The 23513-nt window shown below is 62.8% G+C and carries 10 protein-coding genes; 4 read left to right on the forward strand and 6 right to left on the reverse strand.

Annotated elements, in window-relative coordinates; genetic code table 11:
- Positions 1 to 8: 8 nt before the first annotated feature.
- The 4 genes from AC4ELH_RS17660 to AC4ELH_RS17675 all read left to right on the forward strand — a co-directional run bounded on the left by AC4ELH_RS17660 (position 9) and on the right by AC4ELH_RS17675 (position 5936).
- The gene (locus AC4ELH_RS17660) at positions 9 to 2102 is read left to right on the forward strand and encodes an McrB family protein (RefSeq protein WP_498885670.1); all 2094 of its coding nucleotides are present in this window, start codon (positions 9 to 11) and stop codon (positions 2100 to 2102) included.
- 2 nt (positions 2103 to 2104) lie between these two features.
- On the forward strand, positions 2105 to 3424 hold the full coding sequence (locus AC4ELH_RS17665; protein ID WP_498886195.1) for an McrC family protein: 1320 nt from the start codon (positions 2105 to 2107) through the stop codon (positions 3422 to 3424).
- Between the two features lie 9 nt (positions 3425 to 3433).
- Positions 3434 to 3994: a hypothetical protein gene (locus AC4ELH_RS17670; protein ID WP_498885671.1), complete on the forward strand. Its 561-nt coding sequence runs from the start codon at positions 3434 to 3436 to the stop codon at positions 3992 to 3994.
- A gap of 130 nt (positions 3995 to 4124) precedes the next feature.
- Positions 4125 to 5936: a serine/threonine-protein kinase gene (locus AC4ELH_RS17675; RefSeq protein WP_498885672.1), complete on the forward strand. Its 1812-nt coding sequence runs from the start codon at positions 4125 to 4127 to the stop codon at positions 5934 to 5936.
- A 446-nt stretch (positions 5937 to 6382) separates the two neighbouring features.
- On the opposite strand, the gene AC4ELH_RS17680 is transcribed toward AC4ELH_RS17675, so the two are convergent.
- The 6 genes from AC4ELH_RS17680 to AC4ELH_RS17705 are packed head-to-tail and all read right to left on the reverse strand — an operon-like array spanning position 6383 to position 23511.
- Entirely contained in the window at positions 6383 to 6520 is a 138-nt protein-coding gene (locus AC4ELH_RS17680) for a hypothetical protein (RefSeq protein WP_498885673.1), read from the reverse strand.
- A gap of 3 nt (positions 6521 to 6523) precedes the next feature.
- Entirely contained in the window at positions 6524 to 8314 is a 1791-nt protein-coding gene (locus AC4ELH_RS17685; RefSeq protein ID WP_498885675.1) for an esterase/lipase family protein, read from the reverse strand.
- A 55-nt stretch (positions 8315 to 8369) separates the two neighbouring features.
- Positions 8370 to 10598 carry a 3'-5' exonuclease gene (locus AC4ELH_RS17690; protein ID WP_498885677.1) on the reverse strand — a complete coding sequence of 743 codons (2229 nt, stop codon included), beginning with the start codon at positions 10596 to 10598 and terminating at the stop codon, positions 8370 to 8372.
- On the reverse strand, positions 10599 to 16979 hold the full coding sequence (locus AC4ELH_RS17695) for a DEAD/DEAH box helicase (RefSeq protein ID WP_498885679.1): 6381 nt from the start codon (positions 16977 to 16979) through the stop codon (positions 10599 to 10601).
- Positions 16980 to 17031: 52 nt separating this feature from the next.
- The gene (locus AC4ELH_RS17700; RefSeq protein ID WP_498885681.1) at positions 17032 to 18867 is read right to left on the reverse strand and encodes a DUF262 domain-containing protein; all 1836 of its coding nucleotides are present in this window, start codon (positions 18865 to 18867) and stop codon (positions 17032 to 17034) included.
- A gap of 42 nt (positions 18868 to 18909) precedes the next feature.
- Positions 18910 to 23511, reverse strand: a complete 4602-nt coding sequence (locus AC4ELH_RS17705; RefSeq protein ID WP_498885683.1) for a DNA methyltransferase family protein — start codon at positions 23509 to 23511, stop codon at positions 18910 to 18912.
- Positions 23512 to 23513 lie beyond the last annotated feature (2 nt).

Below are 23513 nucleotides of genomic sequence, written 5' to 3' on the forward strand. Positions count from 1 at the left end.
GAACAGACATGGTTGACAGCAACACCCGGCACGACATCGTCGAGGCGCTCAAGTCATGGGATCGCACCGCGGCAGCGGCCAAACTCGCCAAGTCTGAGCAACTACGAACCCAGTTCGTCCAGCGGTTTCCCACAACCGCATGGGCCGAGCTTCCGCTCGCGGATTTCGCACTCGGACAAAACAATCAGGACGTCGTGTCCTACTGGTTGGAGTTCAAAGACGGGCTGATCCCCAGCATGAAGGGCGGCTCGGCGTACAAGCACCTCATCTACCGAACCACCGCGGGGCCGTGGTATTTCCCGAATGAGTACGAGTCGGTCGGCCAGGCGTGGGAAGCGATCCGGGCGGGGTTCGTACAGATGCTGAGTCTCGCCGCCGAGGACAAGTTCGACGACGCCGACGACGTCAAGTCCCTCTACGCCGCCCCTGCCCTGCGGGCCAAGCTGCTGTGCATGTACTACCCAATGGACCTCATCGCGGTCTCATCCAATGACCACATCGAACACTACCTGCGGGCATTGGGCGAAAAGCCGGCCACCTCGGTTATCCGGGCCAACCGGCAGCTGCTCAACACGCTGCGAACGATCCCGGAACTCGCCGATCTGTCCAATCGGGAACTCGGCATCTTTCTGTACCACTGGCATAACCCCCGCCCCTCGAAGCGCGTCGTGAAGATCGCCCCAGGCGAGCAAGGAAAGTTCTGGCAGGACTGCCTCGACAACAACTTCATCTGTGTCGGCTGGGATGCGGTTGGTGATCTCGCCCAGTTTGGCGGCAAGGATGAGTTTCGTGATGCCTTCCGGGAGCACTATCCGTACAACAGGGTCGAGCAACAAGTCAGCCGGAAAGCCAACGAACTCTGGACGCTGAGGGAACTTCAGCCCGGCGACACAGTCATCGCCAACCGAGGCACTGAATACATGCTCGGTGTCGGGACCGTCAACGACGTCGGCTACATCTGGCACCCTGAACGCGCGGAATACAAGCACACGGTCGGTGTGGACTGGGACATCTCGCGTGGCGGACCGATCGACCAGGTAAAGGCTTGGGCAACAACGACGGTCTCGAAGGTGTCGGCCGAGCTGCAGCGAAAGCTCCTGGGGCGGGGGTCAATCCCCAAACCCGTTGAGGCCGACGCGAAGCTGCTCGAACTCGAATCCGCGCTGAGTCGGCGTGGCCAGGCGATCCTGTACGGGCCTCCGGGGACCGGTAAGACCTACATTGCTCGTCGTGCCGCGGCCTGGTTACTGGACGGCGGCAGCGCGAACGCACAGGCCAACGAGATACTCGGCGACACCGATGCGCTCGCTGTCCGTGAACAAGCGTTGGCCGAACCGACCGGCCCCGGCAAGTCGGCCCGACTAACCCGAATCACGTTCCATCCGTCCTACGCCTATGAGGATTTCGTCGAGGGCTTCCGACCCCAGCAGTCCGACGACGGCGCCATGCAGCTCGTTTTGACCGACGGGATCTTCAAACGGGTCTGCGAAACCGCCCACGCCGATCCGGACAACACCTACATCGTTTTGATCGATGAGATCAACCGCGGCAACATCCCCAAGATCTTCGGGGAACTGATCACGCTTATCGAGAAGGACAAGCGGAGCCTGACCGTTCAACTGCCGCAAAGCGGTGACAGCTTCTCGGTACCTCCGAATGTTCTGATCGTCGGCACCATGAACACCGCCGACCGCAGCGTCCACCTCTTGGATACCGCACTGCGCCGACGCTTCCAGTTCATCGAACTGCTCCCCGACGTCGAACTTCTGGAAGGACGCTCGGTGGGTACCCTGGCGCTCGATGCGTTCTTGGGCGGCCTGAACGACGAAATTCGCAAGCGCTTCGGCCGCGACAAGCAGATCGGCCACGCGATGTTCTACCAAGACGGTGACATCATCGACACCCCTGAGGATTTCGCAGCCATCATCCGCTACGAGCTGATCCCACTCCTCCAGGAGTACCTGTACGAGGATTACCAGGCCCTCGGCGACCTCCTGGGCGGCGTGGTTGATACACAGGCCGAACAGATCGCCGAGCTCGCCAACGATCCGGATGGGCTGTGCGTCGAGCTGGCGAACAAGTACGGCAGCGCGTCCGTGTGACCATGCGCCAGACCGTCGAGCTCGCTGAGTACCAGACGAAGTGTGAACCTTCGGGCAAGCCAACGCCTGCGGATCTGAAGATGGCCGAGAAGCTCTCGGCCGGAAGCGCACGGCTGGATGTGCGCTGGCTGGCCGACGGGCAGGTGGAAGTCAAGGCCTCATCGTGGGTCGGCGTGGTGCAATTTTCCGAGGTGCAGATCCGCGTCGTACCAAAGCTGGTCGGTGGATCCTTGCGGGTGCTGCGAATGGTCGAATACGCCAACGGGATCCGGCTGCTGTCGCATCTGCCGCCCGATCAGCGTCTGCCGGCCGACGGCACCGACCTGTTTCAGCTCATCGTCATGGCCCTGGTCCAGGAAACCAAGGAGCTGATCCGGGACGGGCTCATCCGTGACTACCGACCCACCGAGGATGCCCTCACGGTGCTACGCGGCCGCCTGCGCATGCGCGATCAGTTTCTGCGCCGATACGGCACGCTGCACCGATTGGAGTGTCAGTTCGACGAATACGACGGCGACATACCGGAAAACCAGCTGCTCGCAGCGGCGCTTTCCGCATCGGCAACCCGCGTCACCGACGATGCGCTGAGGGCCGACACCCGCGGGCTCGTCGGAGTGCTTGCCGGAACATGCGAACCTCCCACCCATGATCCCGAGTGGTACACCCGCCGAATTCACTATGACCGCCGCAACTCTCGGTACCGAGCCGCGCACGAGCTGGCCGTCATGGTGTTACAAGGGCTGGCGCTCAACGACTTGCACAGCACCAGCCACCAAGGCATCACCGCCTTCATGCTCGATATGAATGCCGTCTTCGAACGATTCGTCACACGCCTCGTCTCGCAAGCCCTGGCCGGCAGTCCGCTACAGGTGAGCGCTCAGCAGAGCTTCGGCGCGGTTGTCGTCGACGAGAGCACTGGTGGCACCTACACCACCATCCGACCTGATCTCGTCGTCGTCGACACCCGGTCGGGCCGAAAGGTCCCCGTCGACATCAAGTACAAGCTTTACGAGGACAAAAAGTTCGGCACCGGCGATATCTATCAGCTCTTCACCTACGCCTACGCGCTCGGGTCGACCGAATCGACACGCAACGCCGGTGTCCTCTATGCCTCTACGACCCCGGTGAGCGGACCTGCGCTGCGGATCAAGCCGCAGGCGGGTGTGGCCGGTGCGCACATCCGCGGTGCCGGGCTCGACGTGGCCGGGTTGGTGGACGCGTTGCATGGCGCCCTTTCCGAGTCGGCATTGAGCACGGTGCGCGAAGCGGTTCATGGCATCGTTGGGCTGGTATGTAGCACCGGACAAGCGGGGACGCCATGATTTCACTGCGTGAACGACGCCCTGGGGCTGTCAGACAAACAGCAGCAGCTCCGTCGGCATGTACGAATACGGTCCGAGTACCGGAAACCTGCTACATCGGCATCAGCCGGTGACCACGTTCGCATTGTGCAACTTGGAGTGACGATGACCAGAGCAGACCGATCGCCAGATTCGCTCCTCAAAGCGTTGACGGACGTGCGAATCCCCGTGGAGAACCACAACTTCATCCGTCGGATCGTGAACGCGATAGGCATCGCCGAATTCCGGGCAGTACCGCGGTCAGACAAGGGATACATCAGGGCCATCCGCCGCGACGGCCCTCCCGACCTTCACATCTATTTCGGCTACACGACCGGGTTCGTCTCCGAACAAGAGGTGATCCGTGCGGCGGGCAATGGGGCCGGCCGCGGCAGGAGCAACTCCCAGAAGAAGACATGGTACGTCGAGCACCCGACCAACCGCGTGTACCACGGTCGTGAGGACCGCGCTCGTGATGTCAAGCGGCAAGCAAGCTTCTGCCGCTGCGGCATGGAGTTGTCCCTGACCGGAATCTGTGCCAATTGCGACTGAGGACATCGGCTAAACGATCACGGAACTTAGCGGCCGCCGGCCAGCACCTGGTGGCCCGAAGTGTCACCCACGCGCGTACAGCAGACCCCCCATTCAGTGCGATGGGAGCTGCTCTGGCTAGCATGCGCGGATGCCGCTAGCAATTGGTGACAACGTCGCTGGATACACGATCTTGCGACTCCTTGGCGCCGGTGGAATGGGAGAGGTTTACCTCGCCCAACACCCACGCCTGCCTCGACCAGATGCACTCAAGATGCTGCACACCGAGGCATCGATGGACGACGACTTCCGACAGCGTTTCATTCGGGAGGCCGACCTCGCGGCCAAACTGACGCACCCCAACATCGTCACCGTGCACGACAGAGGCGAGTTCGATGGTCAACTCTGGATTGCATCCCAGTACGTGGATGGAACCGATGCTGCACAGTTGTTGCATGAATCGTATCCAGCCGGTATGCCAGCCGACGTGGCATCAGCCATCATCCGCGCGATCGCCAGCGCACTGGATTACGCGCACGACCAGGACCTGCTGCATCGGGATGTCAAGCCCGCCAACATCCTTCTCAGTCACCCCGATCGCAACGGAAGGCGCCACGCATACCTCGCCGACTTTGGCATTGCGCGGTCGCTGACCGAAGCTAACGGCCTTACCGCCACAAATATGACGGTGGGAACCTTCGCCTATAGCGCCCCCGAACAGTTGTTAGGTGAGGGTGTCGGCAACCAGGCCGACCAGTACTCTCTGGCCGCAACCGCGTATCACCTACTCACGGGATCGCACCTGTACCCAAGCTCCAACGCCGCAGTCGTCATCAATGATCAGATCAACACCGCTCCGCCCAGCCTGGCCGAAAAGCGCCCAGAACTCGCGAATCTTGACCCCATACTGCAAATGGGCCTGGCGAAACGGGCCCGCGACCGATTCCTCCGCTGCGTTGACTTTGCCGAAGCACTCGCTGATCACATCGATTCGCCGGGAGGCTCAGGACCGGTGGACCCCACAATCGCTGCACCGAGGCCCGTCGTGAATCCTGCGCTCAACGGTCTGTCCGTGGAGCAGCCAGCTCGTGATCCGAAGAAACACTGGACCAAGCTTCTCGTCGCCACTGTTATGACAGGCGTCATCGTTGTCGGTGGGCTGCTCGCCTGGCGGCCATGGCACACCGCCGACGTCGACCGTGTTCAGCAATCGGGAGTAACAGTCGAGAACATCGCGGTAGGCCCCAAACCGGCGGACGCGCACGCCGCCGCTACAGCGATCCAGGCCGCAGTCCCTCAGGTTACGAGCATCATTGACCTGAATGAAGACACTGACGCCAACCACCTGCTCGGTAGACCGAACGGCTATTCGGCGGCGACGGTATTGATCGATTCCCGCGCCGACTGCGATACGGGTTCTCCCGGTGCCAGTTGCGGAGCGACGATCGAGCAATGGCCCGATGAGACCACGGCTCGCCGCAGGGCCGACTACCTCCAACAGATTCATTCCTCCGTGCCGATCCTGGGCACGGAATGGACGACGTTAAGGGGCAGGTTGTTGCTAAGAGTGAGCGGCGAACTTCCGGCTTCGGCAGCCAAGGTCTATGAGGCCGCGTTCTCCTCCGAACCAACGACAAATCTGCCAGCACCGAATTCCAAAGAAGCTCTAGAGATCCGGGCGCATGAACTCGATCTGGTCGCATCGCAAGGGAACGCAGCTGCGGCCTACGAGTTCTACTCACAGAGGTGCAAGAAGAAGCTGGGCGATCTCGACAGTTACAAAGCTTTCCTCAACGAGTGGCTGAAAGGTCGCAACCCGCAATACTCCGGCGTCACGGTGAAAGTGACCGGCTCATCTGCTCAGGTGGTCTCAATCGACAACGACCCGAACACACCCGCAAGCTCCATGGACCCGAGGACGTGGACGTTCATCGACGGCGCTTGGCAATTCGACAACTGCTAGCTGAGGAACCGCTTGGGGGACTCACATCCCCTCTCGAGAATCATTGCGACACCGAGGTATTAACTGGCTACATTCAGCCTGCCAAATGCCTGGTGTTGAGAGCCTCGTCGAGAACTACCCAGGCGTTACGACCCGAACCAGCGCACTATCCGCTGAAAAAGGTTGGCCGAACCATCATTTCGAATGTCGTTCGTCGTACCGCTTCCGCCGCGCTCAGTGAAGGATGCGCTGCCGTAATCATCGGGTTTCTGCACCTGATAACGGCTGGGTAGACCCACCCGTTGTAGACAATCCCGGCCACGCCACTGGGCATCAATCGCACCGGACGCCCGGCAGCGTTCGCCACGAAACCATCGCCGTCAAAGATGCCAGCGTCGACCACCTTGGACGCCATCACATCACTACTGTCATCAACTCATTCGGCCTTACTCGCCGCGCCCAACAGCTCACTCCGCTTCCCACTCCACGACACCACGAGCGAATCCCGCGCCGGACTTTGGCGGCGTCACCCGCAACAGGGCCCTTGGTTCCTCGTCCGGCGCGCTGCGCATAGACGCGGTGGGAACCTGCTCGTCATCCGCCATGGATTACTCTCCAGGAGCGTCGGGGTCGCCTGACCGTTCATCTGTGCCGTCCTCCACCACCAATTCCTCAGCTAGTACGAAGTCGATCAGCTTCTTGACCGTGTCCTGTGCCTCCGAAAGCTGTCGGATCGAAGGCGCCTTGCTGTCACTCAACGGTTTCAGTCGATTCAAGCGAGCCGCGATCTGCGTTTCGACGGTTGTCAAGTCCCGCCAAACCGTGCAGCCAACCGGCAGATCGAGAAGTTTGCTTGCATAGGCGACCGTCACAGCGTGTCGTAATGCCGCCAGCGCCTCATCGGTGCTGGGTTCATCACCCATCGCACGCACCGCACCGATCGCGGCAGCGCCACCGGCGACGGATGCGGCTGCCACCGCAGCTGGCCCGGCCACCACCACTGCCGGTCCGGCCAGCGCCAGAGCAGCGCCGATTCCTGCCACGGCCCACCATCGCCGACGACCAGATCTGCCCACCTGCTGGTCAATCCGGCGCACCGCTTTGGCGACCTTCTCACCAGCGCTGCGAGACAGACCCATCGCGACGGCCAGGGCAGGCAGGGCATCCAGATCCGTGTCCTGGACATCAATCTCGTAGGGGGCGACCATCGATTCGGCGGCAAGCTGCGCCAGAATGGCTACCGCATCAGTGATTCCCCATCGCCCTTTGGGCAGCGCGGGTATCTCGGCCATCGCACAAACACCCGATTCACTGATGTGAGCCGCAGCCCAGTCGCCCTGAGTGAGATTTAGCGCAGCCCGGTACCGCTTGGCAGTCTTAGGGTCGAGGGCCTCAGCAATTAGCCGTCCGAAGTGCAGTCTGAGCAGCATGTCAGCATCGGCGTCTGTGATACGGGCCTCGACTTCGGTCGTCATTGCCGCGGACGATAAGCGCTGGCGCGGGTACAGCCCGTCTCCCACCAGAAGCCCAAGCGCTGGATCGCTCAAGTACTGACTCGCCGCATGCCCCAAGGTCTTCGTGATGCCGATTTCGAAGTCCTGGGCAGCGGGAAAAAACGATCCGATGCCGCGGCCAGCTGTGACCCCGTCGCGCACGCTGAACAGATTGGACCAGTCCCCCACTCGTGGGTAGGGGAAGTCTCGGCCGATCAACTCGGCCGCCTCGCGCAAAACTCTGTTGGCGGCAGGACTGCCAATGGTTACGAATCGGCGCACACGGAGTTGTGATGGAAGATGTGCGAGCAGGTCGATTGCGATCACCGAGCCCAGGCTGTGGCCTACCAGAACGATCTCGTCCAATTCATAGCTGTTCAGGTCATCAAGAATTCTCTGCAGGATCGCCGCTCGATTTCCCTCACCGCGCACATATCGGCCTACTTGGTCCAATTTGAATCCCCGACCGTAGCGCACACCTTGCCGTTGCACGGGACCAGCGACCGTCCAGCTCATGCGATGGAAGCCGAAGGCTTGTGCTACCTGGTTCTCCTGCAGCATTCGCTCCACCTCAGCCTGCCTGGCCTCGTAGTCCAGCCTCACACTCAGCTCGGTCGCACCCTTCGGGTGCTTGTAGGTCGGTTTGGGGGCTTTCGCCTTGATTCCGTCAGTCATCAACAGCGAGTAGTAATTCGGTGCAATCACCTGGGTGTCCGAGAGCGCAGGAAAGTCCGCCGCAACGAGGGATTCGTTCAACGCGGCCAACCAGGCCCGGCCCGGTCCACGCTCACCGATTCCATGCAGGTACAGCAGCTTCACCACGGCAATCGCCCTACGCTTCCAGTCGAGTTGTTCAGATGCTGCCCAACGGACGGCAGTACCGACGATCTGGTCCAGATAAACCATTGCTGCAAAATCAGATTCAATTCCAGATGCGATAGCCTCCGTCTGCCATTGCGGCTCACGATGCCGCAGTCCCCGGCGCCCCCAACAACTCAGACCGCTTCCCGCTCCACGTCACGACAAGCGCGTCCCGCGCACGACTACTGGCGACATAGAGCAGCGAACGCTCCCGCAACAGCGCTTCCGCTCGTTCCTCATCCGGCACGTTGCGCAACGTCGCAGGCAACGGCACGTGCTTTTCGTCGGCGCCTACGAGAACGACCCGGGAGAATTCCATCCCCTTCGCACGGTGCATCGTCATCACGAGTGGCTGGCCCGGTGTCGGGGCGTTCTTGTCGACGGCGCGCGCTGTGACATTGCGCTCGCCAAGCCCGCGAACGAAGCGATCGCGTTCGTCCTGGCTGCGGGTGAGCACCGCGATGCTCTCCGGCTCCACGCCCTCCTCCGCCAACCACGACTTGACCTTCGTTGCCACTGCCTCCAACTCGGCAGACAGATCAGCACATGAAATCAGCTCCGGTGCAGGGCCGTTCCGCGCGGACCGGTAGTCACTCGTCGATTCCTCGCCCTGTTCGAGATCGCGATATTCCGCGCCAGAGAGCACGCTCACAGCGAAGTGGAGGTTCTGCGCGGTGGTCCGATAATTCAGCGTCAGCCGGCGGGAGCGGCCGACAATCTTGATCCCGAAGCGGCTCAACACAACCGGGCTTCCGTAGATCCGCTGGTGCGAATCCTCGGCGATGAAGAGGTCATTCGACCCCTCGGCCACCAACGCCCGCAACAATGCCCAGTGCGTGGCATGCAGGTCCTGTGCCTCGTCGATGAGGACATGGTCAGCGAGGTAGGTGCCGTCACGTTCCGCACGAACGCACAGCGCCTCGGCGGCCAGTGCAAGGACTTCCGGAAAACTGATGGTTTCGTCCATCTGGCTCTGTCGACGAAACGCCTCGACGAGCTTCCAGACGGCGATGCGTTGCGGACGGCTGAGGCGCACTCCCCGACCGGGTCGCGCGACCTTCGCGTACTGCTCCAGCGTGGTGATGCGATTCGCGAGAATCACGGCCACGTATTCGCTCTCCAGAAATGCGGGGGTGGCCAGTTTCGCGTCGAGCCCCGAGTCGACGGACTGCGCAACCTCTCGCCACACCGCATCGGATGACGTTCGCTTGGAACTGAACTCGGTAGCGTGACCGAACACTCGCTCACAAGCCGCTGCCGCAGCGTCTCCAGACCGGTGCAGCACATCTCGACCGAGCGCATCGATACCACCGACGTACACTCCGGGATCTCCGGGCTTGTCGGCGATACGCAAGCCGGGGTCGAGGGCCTTGAGGTCGGTCTTGAGCCCCTGGGCGAGAGTGGCGTTGAAAGTGGTCAGGACGATCCTGGCGGCCGGGTTGTCACGGGCGAGGCGACGTGCCCGATGGATCGCGACGACGGTCTTACCCGTACCGGCGCCACCTGAAAGACGGAATGCCCCAGAGAAATCCGACTCGACGTACTTGCGTTGTTCGGGATGCAGGAAGGTACGCCACGCGGCGAAATCACCACCTTCGATGACTCGACGCAGCTCGTCGTTGTCTTCGATGAACGCGAACTGCATCTTCGAGGCCGGACGCTCCAGCGCAGCGATGATCTGCTGGTTCTCGTCGAGGGATTTGTCCAGCGGCTCTTTGGCGAATCCGTGGTTCTCCCGGATCGTCTCGATCGCAAGACCGGTGGCGAGTTCCAGCAGGGCACTGCCCTCCCATTCGAGCCCTTCGGCCGCCGCTTCCAACAGCGCCGACTCATCCGGTGCCTCCATCGCCTTGGCCGCGAGCACCGGGTTGATGCCCAACCCCTCCGTGAGGTCGGCGAACTTGTAGCCGACCCCGGCAAGGTAGGACAGCTCAGGTTTCGAAACCGGTTCCACGATGGCCGAATCCGGCACCGCCTCCGCGGGCGCGGACTCTCCGATCAGGCCTTCTAGCGTGCCGTTGATGGGGTTGACCCGAAGGGTCGCCTTCTCTGCGAGTTTGATCGCGTCGTCGTGTCCCCAGGTGCCCATGTAGATGTACGTCGGCCCGCTGGACTTGTCGTCCACCCGGAACAGCACCGCGCGATAGTGCAGGTCGACGCGACCCGTCCGCACCCGGGGATCGATGGCCACATGCAGCGGCTCGATGTGCAGAGAAGGTTGGGTGTCGTCGGCGGCGAGCTTCTCGAAGAAGTCGTACACCTTGTTCTTGACGGAACCGTCCAGCTTGGACATGCCCTTGCTGTTCGATGCGATAACCAGATTCGCCACCTACACCACTCCATTCAATTTCAAAGCCTCGACAATCTCGTCGACATCGGGCGGGCAAAGCGTCCATCCGTCCACGGGCTCACCCTGATCGAACACCACAGCGACCCGGCCGCCGGCCCAGGCCATGTCCAGCACATCGCCATTCGTCGTCTCGTAACCCAGCTCGGGTGCCGCAGCACCTGCGGCAGCCAAGGCCCGGATGAGTTCGCGTTCTGCGTCGGACACGGCCTCGTCGAACAGGAGCTGCCATTCCGCAGGCAGCTCGGGCTCTCCTGCCTCCGCAGGCCCGGACACCGGGGCCGATGCCAGCAGGGTGCGGGTGCTGACCCGGCCGGGGTCGCTGATCCCCAACCAGTTCGACAGCCGCAGCCATTTCTTCCACGCCTTCCCGCCCAGGTCTTCCAACCGCTCGTCTCGGTCATCGACGGCGAGCACGGCCTGTGGCGGGTCGGACGTGGTGCGGACGCCGGCGGTGACGGTGACGCTTCCGTCGGCATACGCCCAGCACATGTCAGGCCCGGTCGCTTCGAACGGCGACGATCCGTCGAGCGTTGCCAACGCCGCCGCGGTGACCTCGTCAGCATCGGACTTCACACGGTTGTCACTGCGGACGAACAAGTACGGCATCCACTTGCTGAAGTGTCGCCAAGCGTCGATGTCGGGAGTGACCACGAACTCCAGCAGCTGCGATACGGGATCTTTGGCCTGCAGTCTCACCAAACCAGGTTGCACGTGAAACTTGCTGGTGACGAAGTTTGCGGCCTTCTGATCGAACCAAGCTGGCTCGATCGACTCCCCAGATTTGAAGCGCTGCAGATCCTCATGACCGAAGGACCACACCAGATAGCCCGCGGCCCGCAATGCGGCACGTTTGTCGGCGTCGTCGGCGACGCGGTTGCGGTCTCCGGTTCCCGCGTGAAATGCGCGACCGTCGGCGAAGATCGCGATGCGTGGGATGTCCGGGTCGGCGGTCTGCAACACAAAGTCGGGTTTCACGAAGTCCAGCGAAACCTGCGGTCGCAGTGACCATTTCCGCGCCTTGCTGCCCTGCAGGGTGATGGTGGCCGCCGGACCGTAGGTGCCCGGCTTCTCCACGACGGCCGCACCCATCAACTTGAGCCGCTCGATGAACGAGCAGTAGAAGTCGCGTTCCAGGAACGACTCGTCACTGAGCGGCGTGCTGGGCGGTGCCTGCTCGGCTACCTCGGCGGTCCAGGCATCCAGGTCGGGTGTGCCGTGGACGCCGATCTCGAGGATGCCGTCGAGCAGATTCAATGCGGTCAGCCGTGACACCTTGTCCATCTCGTAAGGCGCAGCGAACGGCAGCAGGCAGCGATGGCAGGCCAGCCGATCCTCGTCCCGACAGGGGCATTCCCGCAAGATCTGCCGGGCGGCCGCCAACACTGCAAAAACCTTGGTGTGGTCGGCGAATTCGGCGAGGTATCCGGTCCCGCCGGGAACCGTGTCGTGGATCAGGAGCGCGCGCCGGTCGGGCGCCCACAGCGCATCGCTGATGGTGGCGACGTCGAGATGCTCGGGTGATCCGCCGATCACCTCGCGCAGGCCGAGCAGGATCGCGGCGGCCAGGCTGGGATGGGCGAAGTTGTCGTACTCCATCTGCGGTGGCAGGTGCAGGAGCACGCCCTGCGTCCTTAGTCGTCGCGCGAGCGCGATGTCGCGGACGTCCTCGGCGGCCGAGCCCCGCAAGCGACACCAGGTGCGGTGCTCGTATCGACTGTTGCGGCCGGCCTCCCGGTCGAGTTGCCCGCATGACGCGCAGACCCGGAACAGGCCGCTGGTCGATTCCTGCCCGGCGATCATCCGGGTCTTGCCCTTGGACGCCCGTCCGCCGAGGTTGATCCAGCGAATATCCAAGCGCCGCAGGTATTCCGCACCGAACGACGAACTGGAGCGAAACCAGGTGCGGCCGACCTGGGTGGGGTCGACGTCGGCGGCGGTCACCACGATGAACGGTTCCTGTGCGCGGTTGTCGCGCAGGTCGTTGATGGTGGCCTCATCCCGGCGCACTTCCGCCGACACCCGGGTCATTTCGACGACCGGCAGGTGCTGGCTCACGTCGGCGATGCCCGTGCTGTGGCAGCGTGGGCAGCTCGACACGGGTTCGGGTCCCGCGGACGAGCTGCTGCGGACCCACCCGCACTGCGGGCAGACCTGCCAGGCGTGGATGTTGGATTCACCGGTGCCCAGGTCAACCGCGTCGATGGTGACCGCGAGGCCTTGGGCGTAAAAGGTGGCGCCGGGTGCGAGTTCGGTGAGTGCCACACGGGAGCCTCGTTGGTAGCTGAGTTGCTCGCCCATGTAGTCGTTGCTGTCCGGATCAATCCAGGTAACGCCGACATCAAGGGTCACCGCGTCGTCGAGCAGTGTGTAGTTGGGCAGTACGCCGTACCGTTCGAGCACCGAGATCCAGTAGTCGCGGGTCAGTGAAGTGATCTGGGCGCCAAGCAGTTTCCGTGATCCCTTGGCGATCTTGAAGGCCCGGCGGTCGTCGTCGGTGGCGGCCGGGGAGGTGGCCCGGCGTTCGAACTCGGGCAAGTCCGCCTCGACGGTCGCCTGGCGTTCGGTGAGTTCCTTGAGATCAAGTTGCCATTGGTGGGCCGCGGCCATGAGGCGCTGGGTAAGGCCACTGGGACCGCCCTGAGGTGGTGCGCTCGCCCAGGATCGCAGGGCGGCGACGGCGTCCGGGCTGAGATGCTCCCCGAACTGGGCCAGGAAGCGGTCCAGTAGCGCCTCGGCGTCGGTGGCAGCCGTGTCCATCAACCGTTCCAGCCAGCTGTCCGCCACATTGTCGCCGAGCACCGATCGCGCATCCTTGGGCGCCACCAGCTGCGGGTCACGGGCGAACTGGTCGACGATGTGCGCTATGTACTGGCGCTGCAGGATCTCCTCGGCACTCAGGAACGTCGCCGGCGGGCGCACATCCCCCTGGATCACCGACAGCGGCTCGAACAGTTTGGGCAGGTGTTCGCCACGGCCGCGAACGTAGGCCAGCACCAATGAGTTTCCGGTGAGCCGGCCCGCGCGCCCGACACGCTGCAGGTAGGACGACACCGATCGGGGCAGCGATCCGAGCATGACGGCGGACAGGTCACCGATGTCGATGCCCATCTCCAGGGTCGGGGTCGCGACGAGCACGTTGGGTGCTTGCGGGTCGGTGCCGCCGCGTTTGAAGGCAGTCTCGTATTCGAGGCGGGTCTTGGTCGGCAGCAGGCCGGTGTGTTCCCGCGCGACAACGCGTTTCATCTCCGTGGAGTCGTAGAGACGCCGGTAGAAGTTGTCGGCCTTCGCACTACGACGCAGCCGCCCGGGGCAGCGGATCAACGTGCAGGGTGCCCCGTCGAGTTCGTCGACGGTGGTGGCACTGCCCGGCACCGGGGTTTGGCAGATGTCACAGGCCAGTAAGTGCCGCTCGTCGAGGAGCGCTTCCAGCGTGGGAGCGCTGACCTGGACGCTGGCCGGCGACAATCCGTAGACGGTGGAGCCGGTCTCGGTGGTGACAGTAGACAGCAACATCTGCTCGGCGAGTTCGGCGAACAGCGCCTTGGCCAGGAAGGTGCCGTCGTGGGGGCTGACATCCAGGCATCGAGACGTCCATTGCGCGTACCAGGAGGACGGGGCTGTGATCGGGTCGAATCCCTCTGGCAGGGCACCGGTTCCGGACTTGAGGGCCGGGAAGGCCGGAGCGGGGCGACCTTTCGGGAAGGCGGGCATGCCCTGGCCACGTGGTCGCCCACCCCACACGTGGTACCGGTTGGCGTTCTTCTCCAGGTAGGGCCGCAGCCAGTCGTGGTGAATGCCGCCGCGGGTGCGCATCCGCTCGACCGTCCCCCGCACCCACTGGGCCGCCGCGGTATCGGACACCCCGGTCAGCGGGAACTGGGCGGGGTCGGCCTTGTCGAGGGCACGCCTCCCGATGATCGGCGCCTTGTGCGCCGCCCCGAGGTAGACCTCGGCGACGACGCTGCCGGTGAGCTCCAGGGTGCGGCCGGTGCGGGACTGCAGACCGAATTCGAGGTCGACGTCGAACCGCAGCCGGCGCTTGGCCTTGTTCTCCGCGGCCCGCCGCGAGTTCGGGTGCACATCGGGCTTCCAGAACGCCACGAACTCGTCGCGGTCCACGATGTCGGGGGGCAGCAGTTGGTAGCGCAGCATCGGATCGTTGCCGGCACGGTCGATGACGGCTCGGGCGAGCTCGTCCAGGTCGAGCTCGGCGTCACCCAGCGCTCCGCGCAGCGCCGTGCGCAGGCTCAGGCTGTGCGAGCGTGCCTGCACGAACCCGGCGCGGTGCGCGGCATCCTGCACGCTGTCGGTGAACATCAACGCCTTCTTCTCGGCGGCGTCGAGGTGCTTGTCGCCGAACAGGTTCGACAGGGTCACCGACAGCTGTGTGGCCACCGCGCTGCCGAGGAACCGGATTCCGTCGACGGCACCACACGCCGGGCACATGTCGTTCTTGGATTGCTCGTCGGCGTCCGGTCCGATCAGGGTGAGCACCGGCAGCACCCGGCCGTCGACAACAGCGGGGCTCTGCGGGTCGGGTGTGGTGTCGAGGAGTTCACGCTGGTCCAGGTGGAACCACCGCAGACCGTGGACCTTGTCGGCGACCTGCGCTTCGGCGGGCGCCGAGAGGAGCGCACGGAATCGGGAGGCACCGGCGGCATGGTCGGCGCGGATCGCCTCGTCGGTGACGTCGAGGGCGCTTCCGGTCGGTGCCAGCCGTGCACCCCAGCCCGACCGTCCGCAGTGCCGGCAGTAGACCGCGGGCAGATACAGCTCCTCGTCGACAGAGGTCCCGTCGTCGGACCAGCGGTATTCGGTGGCAGCCCGCACGGCGCGGTCGACGCGGCTGAGTTCCCGGATCCACAGGTGCACATCGACCCCGAGCGCCGCCCGGCCGGTCTCCGCCCGGACGTGCGAGAGCATCGCAACGACGAACTCCAGGAACCGAATACGGATGTCGCGGGTGCGGACGGCATCGCGATCGACGGGCACCGCCGGAAACACCTGCTCGGCCAGGTCTGGCAGCGACACCGCGTCGACGGCGTTCTCCAACACCGCCTGGATGAAGCGATGCCGCTTGAGCTGATCGAGCATCTCCTCGGCGTCCAGGTCCGACGCGGTGGCGGGATCACCTGCATGTCCTGACTTCTCAAAGAGGTCAGATTGGACGGGCTGCTCGAAAAGTTCAGACTGGGTGGGCTTCGCAAAGCGATCAAATTGGAACATCGTCTCGAAGAGCTCGGCGAATACCGCTGCGGCGACGGCATGGTTGTCGCCGTCGCCTCGATCGAGGGCGGTGATCCGGTCGAGCGCGTCGGGCAGCGCCGGTTCGATCGGCTTCCAAGCATGGTCGTGGCTGCCGAACCGGGCTTTGCGCCATTCGCCGGGGCTCAGCCGGGTTTCCTCGATGACCGCGTCGGCACCGAACGGTTCCCCAAACACGGTGTAGGCGAAGTCGAGCATGGCGGTCGGGGCGGCGCGCGAACCCAGGGTCGCTGATGTGGCAACCGGGGTCACCTTGCCGAGCGGGCGAACGCGGTCCTCGTCGGTGACCCGTGACGTGGCGGTCCAGTGGGCTTTGAGGGTGAGGCCGAGCCGACGCAGCAGCATGGCGACGTCGGTGCCCTGTGCGCCGTCGTAGGTGTGGAATTCGTCGAGCACCAGGTATTGCAACGATTCGGCGGATAGCCGCCACATGTCAGCACGGCCCGGGTGCAACAGCATGTGGTCGAGCATCTTGTAGTTGGTGAGCAGGATGTCGGGTGGCGAATCGTGCATCAGGGCGCGGTCGGTGATCAGTCCGTCGGCCGAGACCCGGGTACGCCCGCCGCCACCCTGCTCACCGGTGTACAGGCCCGCCGTGACCGCAGCCAGGGCGGGGTCGCCGGAGATCAGCTTGGCGAGCCGCTCGGCCTGATCGTTGGCCAGCGCATTCATCGGATACAGGATCAACGCCTTCATCCCGGTGATGCCGGACTTCTTGGCGCGCAACACATGATCGAGGATCGGGTACAGGAAGGCCTCGGTCTTGCCCGACCCGGTGCCGGTGGTGACCAAGGTGGGCTGCGGCCGTTCTTGGTGGTGAGTGGAGAGCCGCTCGAATGCCCGCGCCTGGTGGCCGTATGGGGTGAAGTCGTCCGGCCACCAATCCAGATGGTCGCGCCAGCCATCGCCGGCTGGGGCGAACGGCAGCCGCAGCCGCACGTACGGTCCCTTGAACATCCCGTTGGCGGGATCACCGATGAAGTCGGTGAGCACCGCCTGCGCGTCGGGGTCGGTCAGCGCGAACGTGGTTGCCAGATAGTCGGTCAGGCCTTCGCGTAGGTGTGTGGCCTGCAGGGTGGGGAGTAGTGCGCCCATCAGATCACGCAACCCGCAGGAGCCATGTCAACCGAGATATCAAGTGGGGGCTTCAATCGACGGGCCTTGTCTTCCAGATGTGCAGAGCAAGGTCGATCAACAGATCCGTTCGGCGATCGATGGCCGCGGCATCCCAGCCGTCGAATTGCCCCAGGTACCTGTTGATCTCGGTAACGGAGGTATTCTTACCGACGTCACTCAGGCCTGAAATGCTGCGAGTCATGTAATTGCCGCTTTTTGAATACAGTTCGGTCTTGGCGTCGAAGAAATTGTTGCTCGCCACAATATTGTGCGGCTTCTCGAGCAACGTGAGGTTTCCCAGCCTGTTAACGTAGCTCGAGTACTCGTGCGTGCCAGCATTAGTCCACGACACGCGTAGATCATCGCTCGGACTCTGAGGCAGGATGTGCTCGATCTCCAGTTTGGTGTACGGGTCGAGTGAGCCGCGAGTCTTCACTCCGGCGAACGCCATATCGACATACTGCGCGATGCGCGCCAACAGATACCGAGACCGATACTGCTGCATACCTCCGAGCCGAAAGCGACGCAATGCATCTCTGAGCTCATCGTGTCTGGCGGTCATAGAGGACTGAAATCGCATCTCGACAAACTCGTTCAGCGCGATCCGTTGTGCTGCCTCATCGGGCACTCGCGCGATGGCGCGAAGCTCGGCAGACCACGACGAGAAGAGGGATTCGAGTTCTCGCGTGTTGGACGAGGTGAACAGATAGTAGAAGAGAAAGTTCTCGATCTCGGCGACGAGATGCCCGAAGACCGCCGGCCGGCATGGCGCGGCTGCCAGTAACAGAACATGGTGCTGGCTGAATGCCGTCCCTGTGAGGTAACGAAGGTTTGCGAGGGCAATGGATGGGTCGTCGTACGGGTCACGATTGCGCAGGAAGGCGATGTACCGGTCCACATTTGTGCGTAACTCGTCGACAAAGCGAAAGGGATCCGATACGTATCCCGTCGCGGCGGCATTGCGCTTCTCCGTGAGCCAAGAGTAGATGTCGTCCTCGCGCAGGATGTTCTTTCCCTTTGAATCCCTCACCTCGTAGTTCGCCATGATGAAGTACCGCAGGAAGCGAAGAGGTTTCTGCTTGTCCTTCTCGAGGGGCGTGGTGACACCCGACCACTTGTCTTTTAGTTTGCCGAACTCCTTTGAACTCACCTTCGAGAACAGCAGGTTCTTCAAGAGGTCCATGGGGTTGAGCCCGATGCCCCGTTCGTTGATCGTCTCGAAGATCTTCAGCGCACTGCTGACGTCAGTCTGGATCTGGATGAAGATGACCCTGTTCGCGAAGTGTCCCCAGAACCGGCCGAGGTCCGCGTCGCTGGGGAAATTGCGCTGTAAATAGGCCGAAACAGCGACGAAAACATCTGCGATTCGCCGGGAGGAACCGAAGCGCGCCAGTCCTCTCACGGCGAGCGCGTCGGAAAGCTCTGCGTCTTCTCCGCTGAACTGGCGAAGAAAATCGATCAACTCAGTCGCATTCTCGTAACACGGCTCGAGCCGACGGCGGGAAATCGTGTTGCCCTCGAAGTCCGTGTAGCTCGTTGCCAGTAGCGCCTCGATCGCCGGCTGTTGAGGACGCTGCAGAAATCGACGACGCAAGGCGCACAAGATCAAGTAGAAGGTCGTCGTCCTCTGCTGGCCATCGATCAAATCCAACTCATCGGTTTGCTCATTGGAATCGTCTGGGGCGACGAGCACGGTTCCCACGAAATACTGCTTGCCGTCGTCGCCGATACTCTCGTTGATGTCGTCAAGAAGTTGGACAGCCTCGTCCGCAGTCCACACATACTCACGCTGATACTCCGGTACCCGGTAGAAGTAGGACTGAAATGCCTGAGTGACGGTCAAGCTATGGGTCTGAATGATCGACATTCGACCTCCTGTTCGTGTAGAGCTCGCGCTGCGGGACTCAGCTCAGTTGGTTCGGCTTGTCACTACTAAATCGCTGAAGTGCTTGTGCGCCAACTCCATATCGCGCTCCCGATCCACCCCGACGAACGGCTCGACATAGGTGACACCGTCAACGGTGAGGTCGTCGGGCTTCAGCGCGCCCTTCTTGCGGTAGTCGGAGGCGAGCTTGCCGGGCAGTTGTCGGCCGTTTGCGTCGTAGAGGGCGTCCCGCTCGTACTTCTGTAGCACCGGGAACTGGGTGCGGTAGATCGTCAGTAGTTCCTCGGCGGTGATACCGAGCATGATCGCGACGATCGCGTCGATCTCCACTAGCGCTTGGCGACGGTCGGCGGCACGACGCAGTGGGGTTGACCACTCCCATTTCGGACCGACCTCTCCCAAAGTTACGAGGCCGGCGTAGTCCACACCGATGTGCGGCACCCACGAATCTTGTTCCCACGCTGTGGCGTACAGCTCCTCCCAAAGTGGGGCGTATGGCTGGACGAGGCAGTTGAGGCGGAGAGTACGGAGTAGAAGCGGCAGTTCGAGCGGGTGGCCTTCCACATGGGGAAGTTTTTCAATAAATGCACTATTGATGTTCGCGGTGCCCGTCACCTTGATGACAAAGTCCGCGACGATAGACGCGGCGATTCCGCATGACGTCGCCAGGTGGCAGGCCTGATCGAATCTCATCGAAACAATACTGGAAGTATGACAAGGCCCGGCGGGAATGATCGACGAGTGCAGGGTGCGAACATTCGCGCTCTGAGCCATTCTACGCCACGCTAGCCGCAAGTAGCTTGAGCTCGATACAGCCCCCCAGTGAGGGTATGCCGCAACATATTCCACATATGGCTTCGCACGTTGATAGCTGGTCCGAGGAATGAATGTTTCAGGAATCCGTTCCAGGTCTATTTCGGTTGTATCGAGATTGTTCAGCATTGTTTCATTGGGCTGCTTGAATAGCGGCGTACCGACGGTGAGATGGGGTCCTTGGAGGATCACATCCTTCCACTCGCCCGGTGTGGCAGAGCCACTTTTCAAGATTCCAGCCTTGCGGCTCGCGGTTTCATCCCATCCAGTGGTCCACTCATGGGGAAGGCTTCCAATTCTGGATGCCGATGCGATCTGATCGAGTACGTGAGCGCTTGCCCTGTTCACTGGGTACAGCATGCGAGCATCCCCTGCTGGGGTACCGGGTTCATCGATCAGTGCGGCCCAAGTGGCGAGCTGCAGTTCGGTCACTTCGATGATGCGCTGAGCGTGTGGACGAAGGTCCCAACGGCCTTCGTTGTCCTTAACGCCCGGCGCCGGGCCGGATCCGTCGTGGTCGAAGGATCGACTCACGGTGTCCGGGTGATACAGCGAGGCTCCCTGGAGGAATCGGACTTCTGACCGATGACCGTAGACATGCACGCCGAACACATTGTGGTGATCAATCTCGAAAAGACTGAGTTCGTTCTTGAATTGCCAGTGCCGACGAAGTCGACGATACGTCTCTCGCCGCAAGTTATGTGCGCGAACTTCGGTGAAGTGGCTTTCCGGATGAACCAACGCCACAACCCCGTTCGCGCTGATCGACCGCCAGGTCCGCTCCATAAAACAGCGGTACAGGTCTGTCCGTAGAGCAGTCAGTACAGGCCGGTCGATGTTCGAACCCAGGTGCTCGGTGACTCCCGCTTGCGTAGCCCGCTCGTCCAGAAACGCATCCAATGCACCGGGCTGCGCCAATGCCTCCGCACGTTTCCCCAGCTTGACCGTCTCGGCGGGCTTATCCGTCAACTGCCACCACGGGTCGAACTCGGCGAGAACCCCGGGTTCGTCCCAGTCGGGTCGCACCCAGGGCGGGTTACCGACTTGAAGGTCGAAGCCGCCGCGGGCAAATACAGGCGCGAAGTCCAGTTCCCAGTGAAAGAAGCCCTGTACGTCGGCAATGTGAGCAACAACGGTCAGCCACGGAAAGCCGTCGAGCGCCCTGTCAATCGGGAGCGCTTGAGCAAAGGTGCAATCGTTGTTCTCAGCGAGGTCGAGGTCCTGCCACGACAAGTCGCCGGCAAGGCTGATCTGCCCGTGCTTTTCGAACTTTCCAGCCTTCGGTGGCACCCCGAGAATCGCTTCCAGTCCGCCGACCCAATGGTCCCAGTCGGGCGGTTCGATGTCAGTGGTCAGCGGCCAGGACCACAGCCCACACCAGGCGTCCATCACCCGGCGCAGCCGCCGGTAAGCGCCGTTCTCGTCGTGCAGCACCGCTTCGATCTGCTCGCGACTCACCGCGGCGTCCGACCGCTCATCGGAATGCAGACCCCACACGTCGATCTCGCGGCGGATCTCCGATTCAGCGATCGTCAGCCGGCGCAGGGTCAGTTCCCACAGGGTCTCTACCCGCTGCGCCAGTGCGGCCAGACGTTTCTTGATCGCCGCACCCGGAGTGGCGCGAATACCGTTGCGCCACAGCCTCAGTTCTTCTCGCTTGTCCGGGGCATAGATCTTGGCTTCGGGCGTGTCGATGACCGCGCCCCAACCCTCGGATGGCAGCAGGAAGTGGTGAATACCCGCACCGATGTCGTCTCCGAGAGGAACGTCCTTGGGTACCTCCTTCAGCCAAGCCTTCTTGGCCAACAGCGCGGGCACATAGACGGCTCGGCGAGCACCGATCAACGAGTTGCCGCGGCGCAGGTGCAACCCGAACCACGGGGCCTGCAGCCCGGCCACCATGGTGTCCAGCCACAGGGAGATCTCAGCCAATTCGACCGCGGTCGCGTTCAGATCCACCCCGTACACCTGATGCAGCGCAAGATACGCCTTCACCTTCTGGAGTTCGACCTGGTAACGGTCGGCGTCGATGACCTCGCCGCGATCTTCCTGCTGACGCCTGAGGTATTCCGCGGCCAGTTGGCGCACCGCCTCGATCGCGAACGCACCCGACCCTAGCGCGGGCTCGCAGATGGTCAGCTGCAGAATCTGTTCGGGCGTCGTACGCTCGCCGTTTTGGTCGAGCAATTCTTCGAGTGATTGGGAGACAACGAATTTCGTCAGCACCTCGGGGGTGTAGTACGAGGCCGACTGTTGGCGTTCTCTGCTGGCGAGCCGGAACACGAAGGTGCCCTGACGGTGAAGCACCGGAATCTTTTCGCCGGTAGCCTCGTCCTCCGTCGTCACGAAATCGGACTCCGAGAGGTGATCAGCGCGGGTCACCGGCACCACCCACGAACCTTTTTCCGGGTCACCGTTCTTGGCGACCTCGTAGAGATCTTCCTCGGCGAAAAAGCCGGTGTAGGACATCAGGCCCTCGTACACCGCGCCGAGCTGGTTGATGCCGAGTTCGGCATACGAGATGAACCCGCGGTCGGCACCCTTGCGCCCCTTGGACTCTTTGGACAGCAGCAGGTGCTGCAGAACCCGCTGCGTCGCCTCGTTGCTGAGCCCGACCTCGTCGATGAGTTCAGTGGAAACAGGTGCGAACAGGTCGGCGCGTAGCTCGTTGAACTCCAAACCGGGTGCCGGATCGTCGGTTCCGTCTCCCACGTCGGGCGTGTGCGGGTGATGACCGCCGTCGACGAGATGAAACAGCTTGGCCAGCGACTCATACAGGTGCGTACCGGATTTCGCGGGGGTCGATACCAATTCGGTAAGCGTCAGCTCACGCAGCCGGTCCAGCCCATATCCCTCGCTGTATTCGGGTGCACCCGACGGCAGTACCCGCATCTCCGGAGAGGCTTCGGCGTAGAGCAGGAACAGAATGCGGTACAGGAAGCGTAGCGAATGCTTGGCGAGCTGTTGGGGGTCGATCTCATCCAGTGGCAGGCCTCGCTCGGCGCGGCGCCGCACTACGTCGTTGGCGATGATCTCGATGGACAGTCGGATGCCTTCACGCAGATCCTTGGATACCCCGACGGTGTGTTTGACCGAATCTTCGAGAATCCCTGTCCACCAAATGTTTCCGTCTGCATCGGGCAGCAAGGCCTGGCGGCCGAGGATCGCTGCGGCCCGGTCGAGTTCGCCGCCGCGCTTGTCGTCGCGGCGTTCGGTGACCACCAGCAGGTCGACGGCCAGGTATCGTCCTTCGGCCCATCGCTGCACCTCTGCTAGCAGCACCCACTGGCCGGCCTGCACCACGATGAACGCAGGGGGATCATCGGCGCGGAACGCAGCCGACACCGCCTTGGTCACCGAGTCGATGGGCTTGCCGTCCTCCTCCCCTGCGTCGAGCAGTAGCCCGGTTTCGGGGTCGAGCAGGTCGTCGACCGATTCGACCGGGCGGGCCTGCAGCAGCAACGTGCTCGTCACACCGGCCGGCCGGGCGTTGGGCAGCCGTAGCTCGGTGCCGGCGCGCTCGCCCGTGTAGTCGGTCAGCGTCTCGGGAAATCCGAGGACGGTGCGAATCGTGGCGTGTGCGGCGGGCGCTCCGTCCGGGTTCTCGGTCAACGTCGACAGCTCGGTCTGCAATTCGCCGGCGGCGGCCAGCAGCCGTCGTCGTACCGTGTCCCGCCCCTCGGCAGCCTCGACGTCCCACTGCTTGCGCAGCTCGATCACCTTGCCCTGGAAGGACTCCTTGGTCGAGTCGGTGGTGAAGTAGTGCTCGCTGATCCAGTCCTCGCCGACGACGATGGAATCGTAGGACGGCATGG

Source organism: Mycobacterium shunyiense (assembly GCF_058270075.1).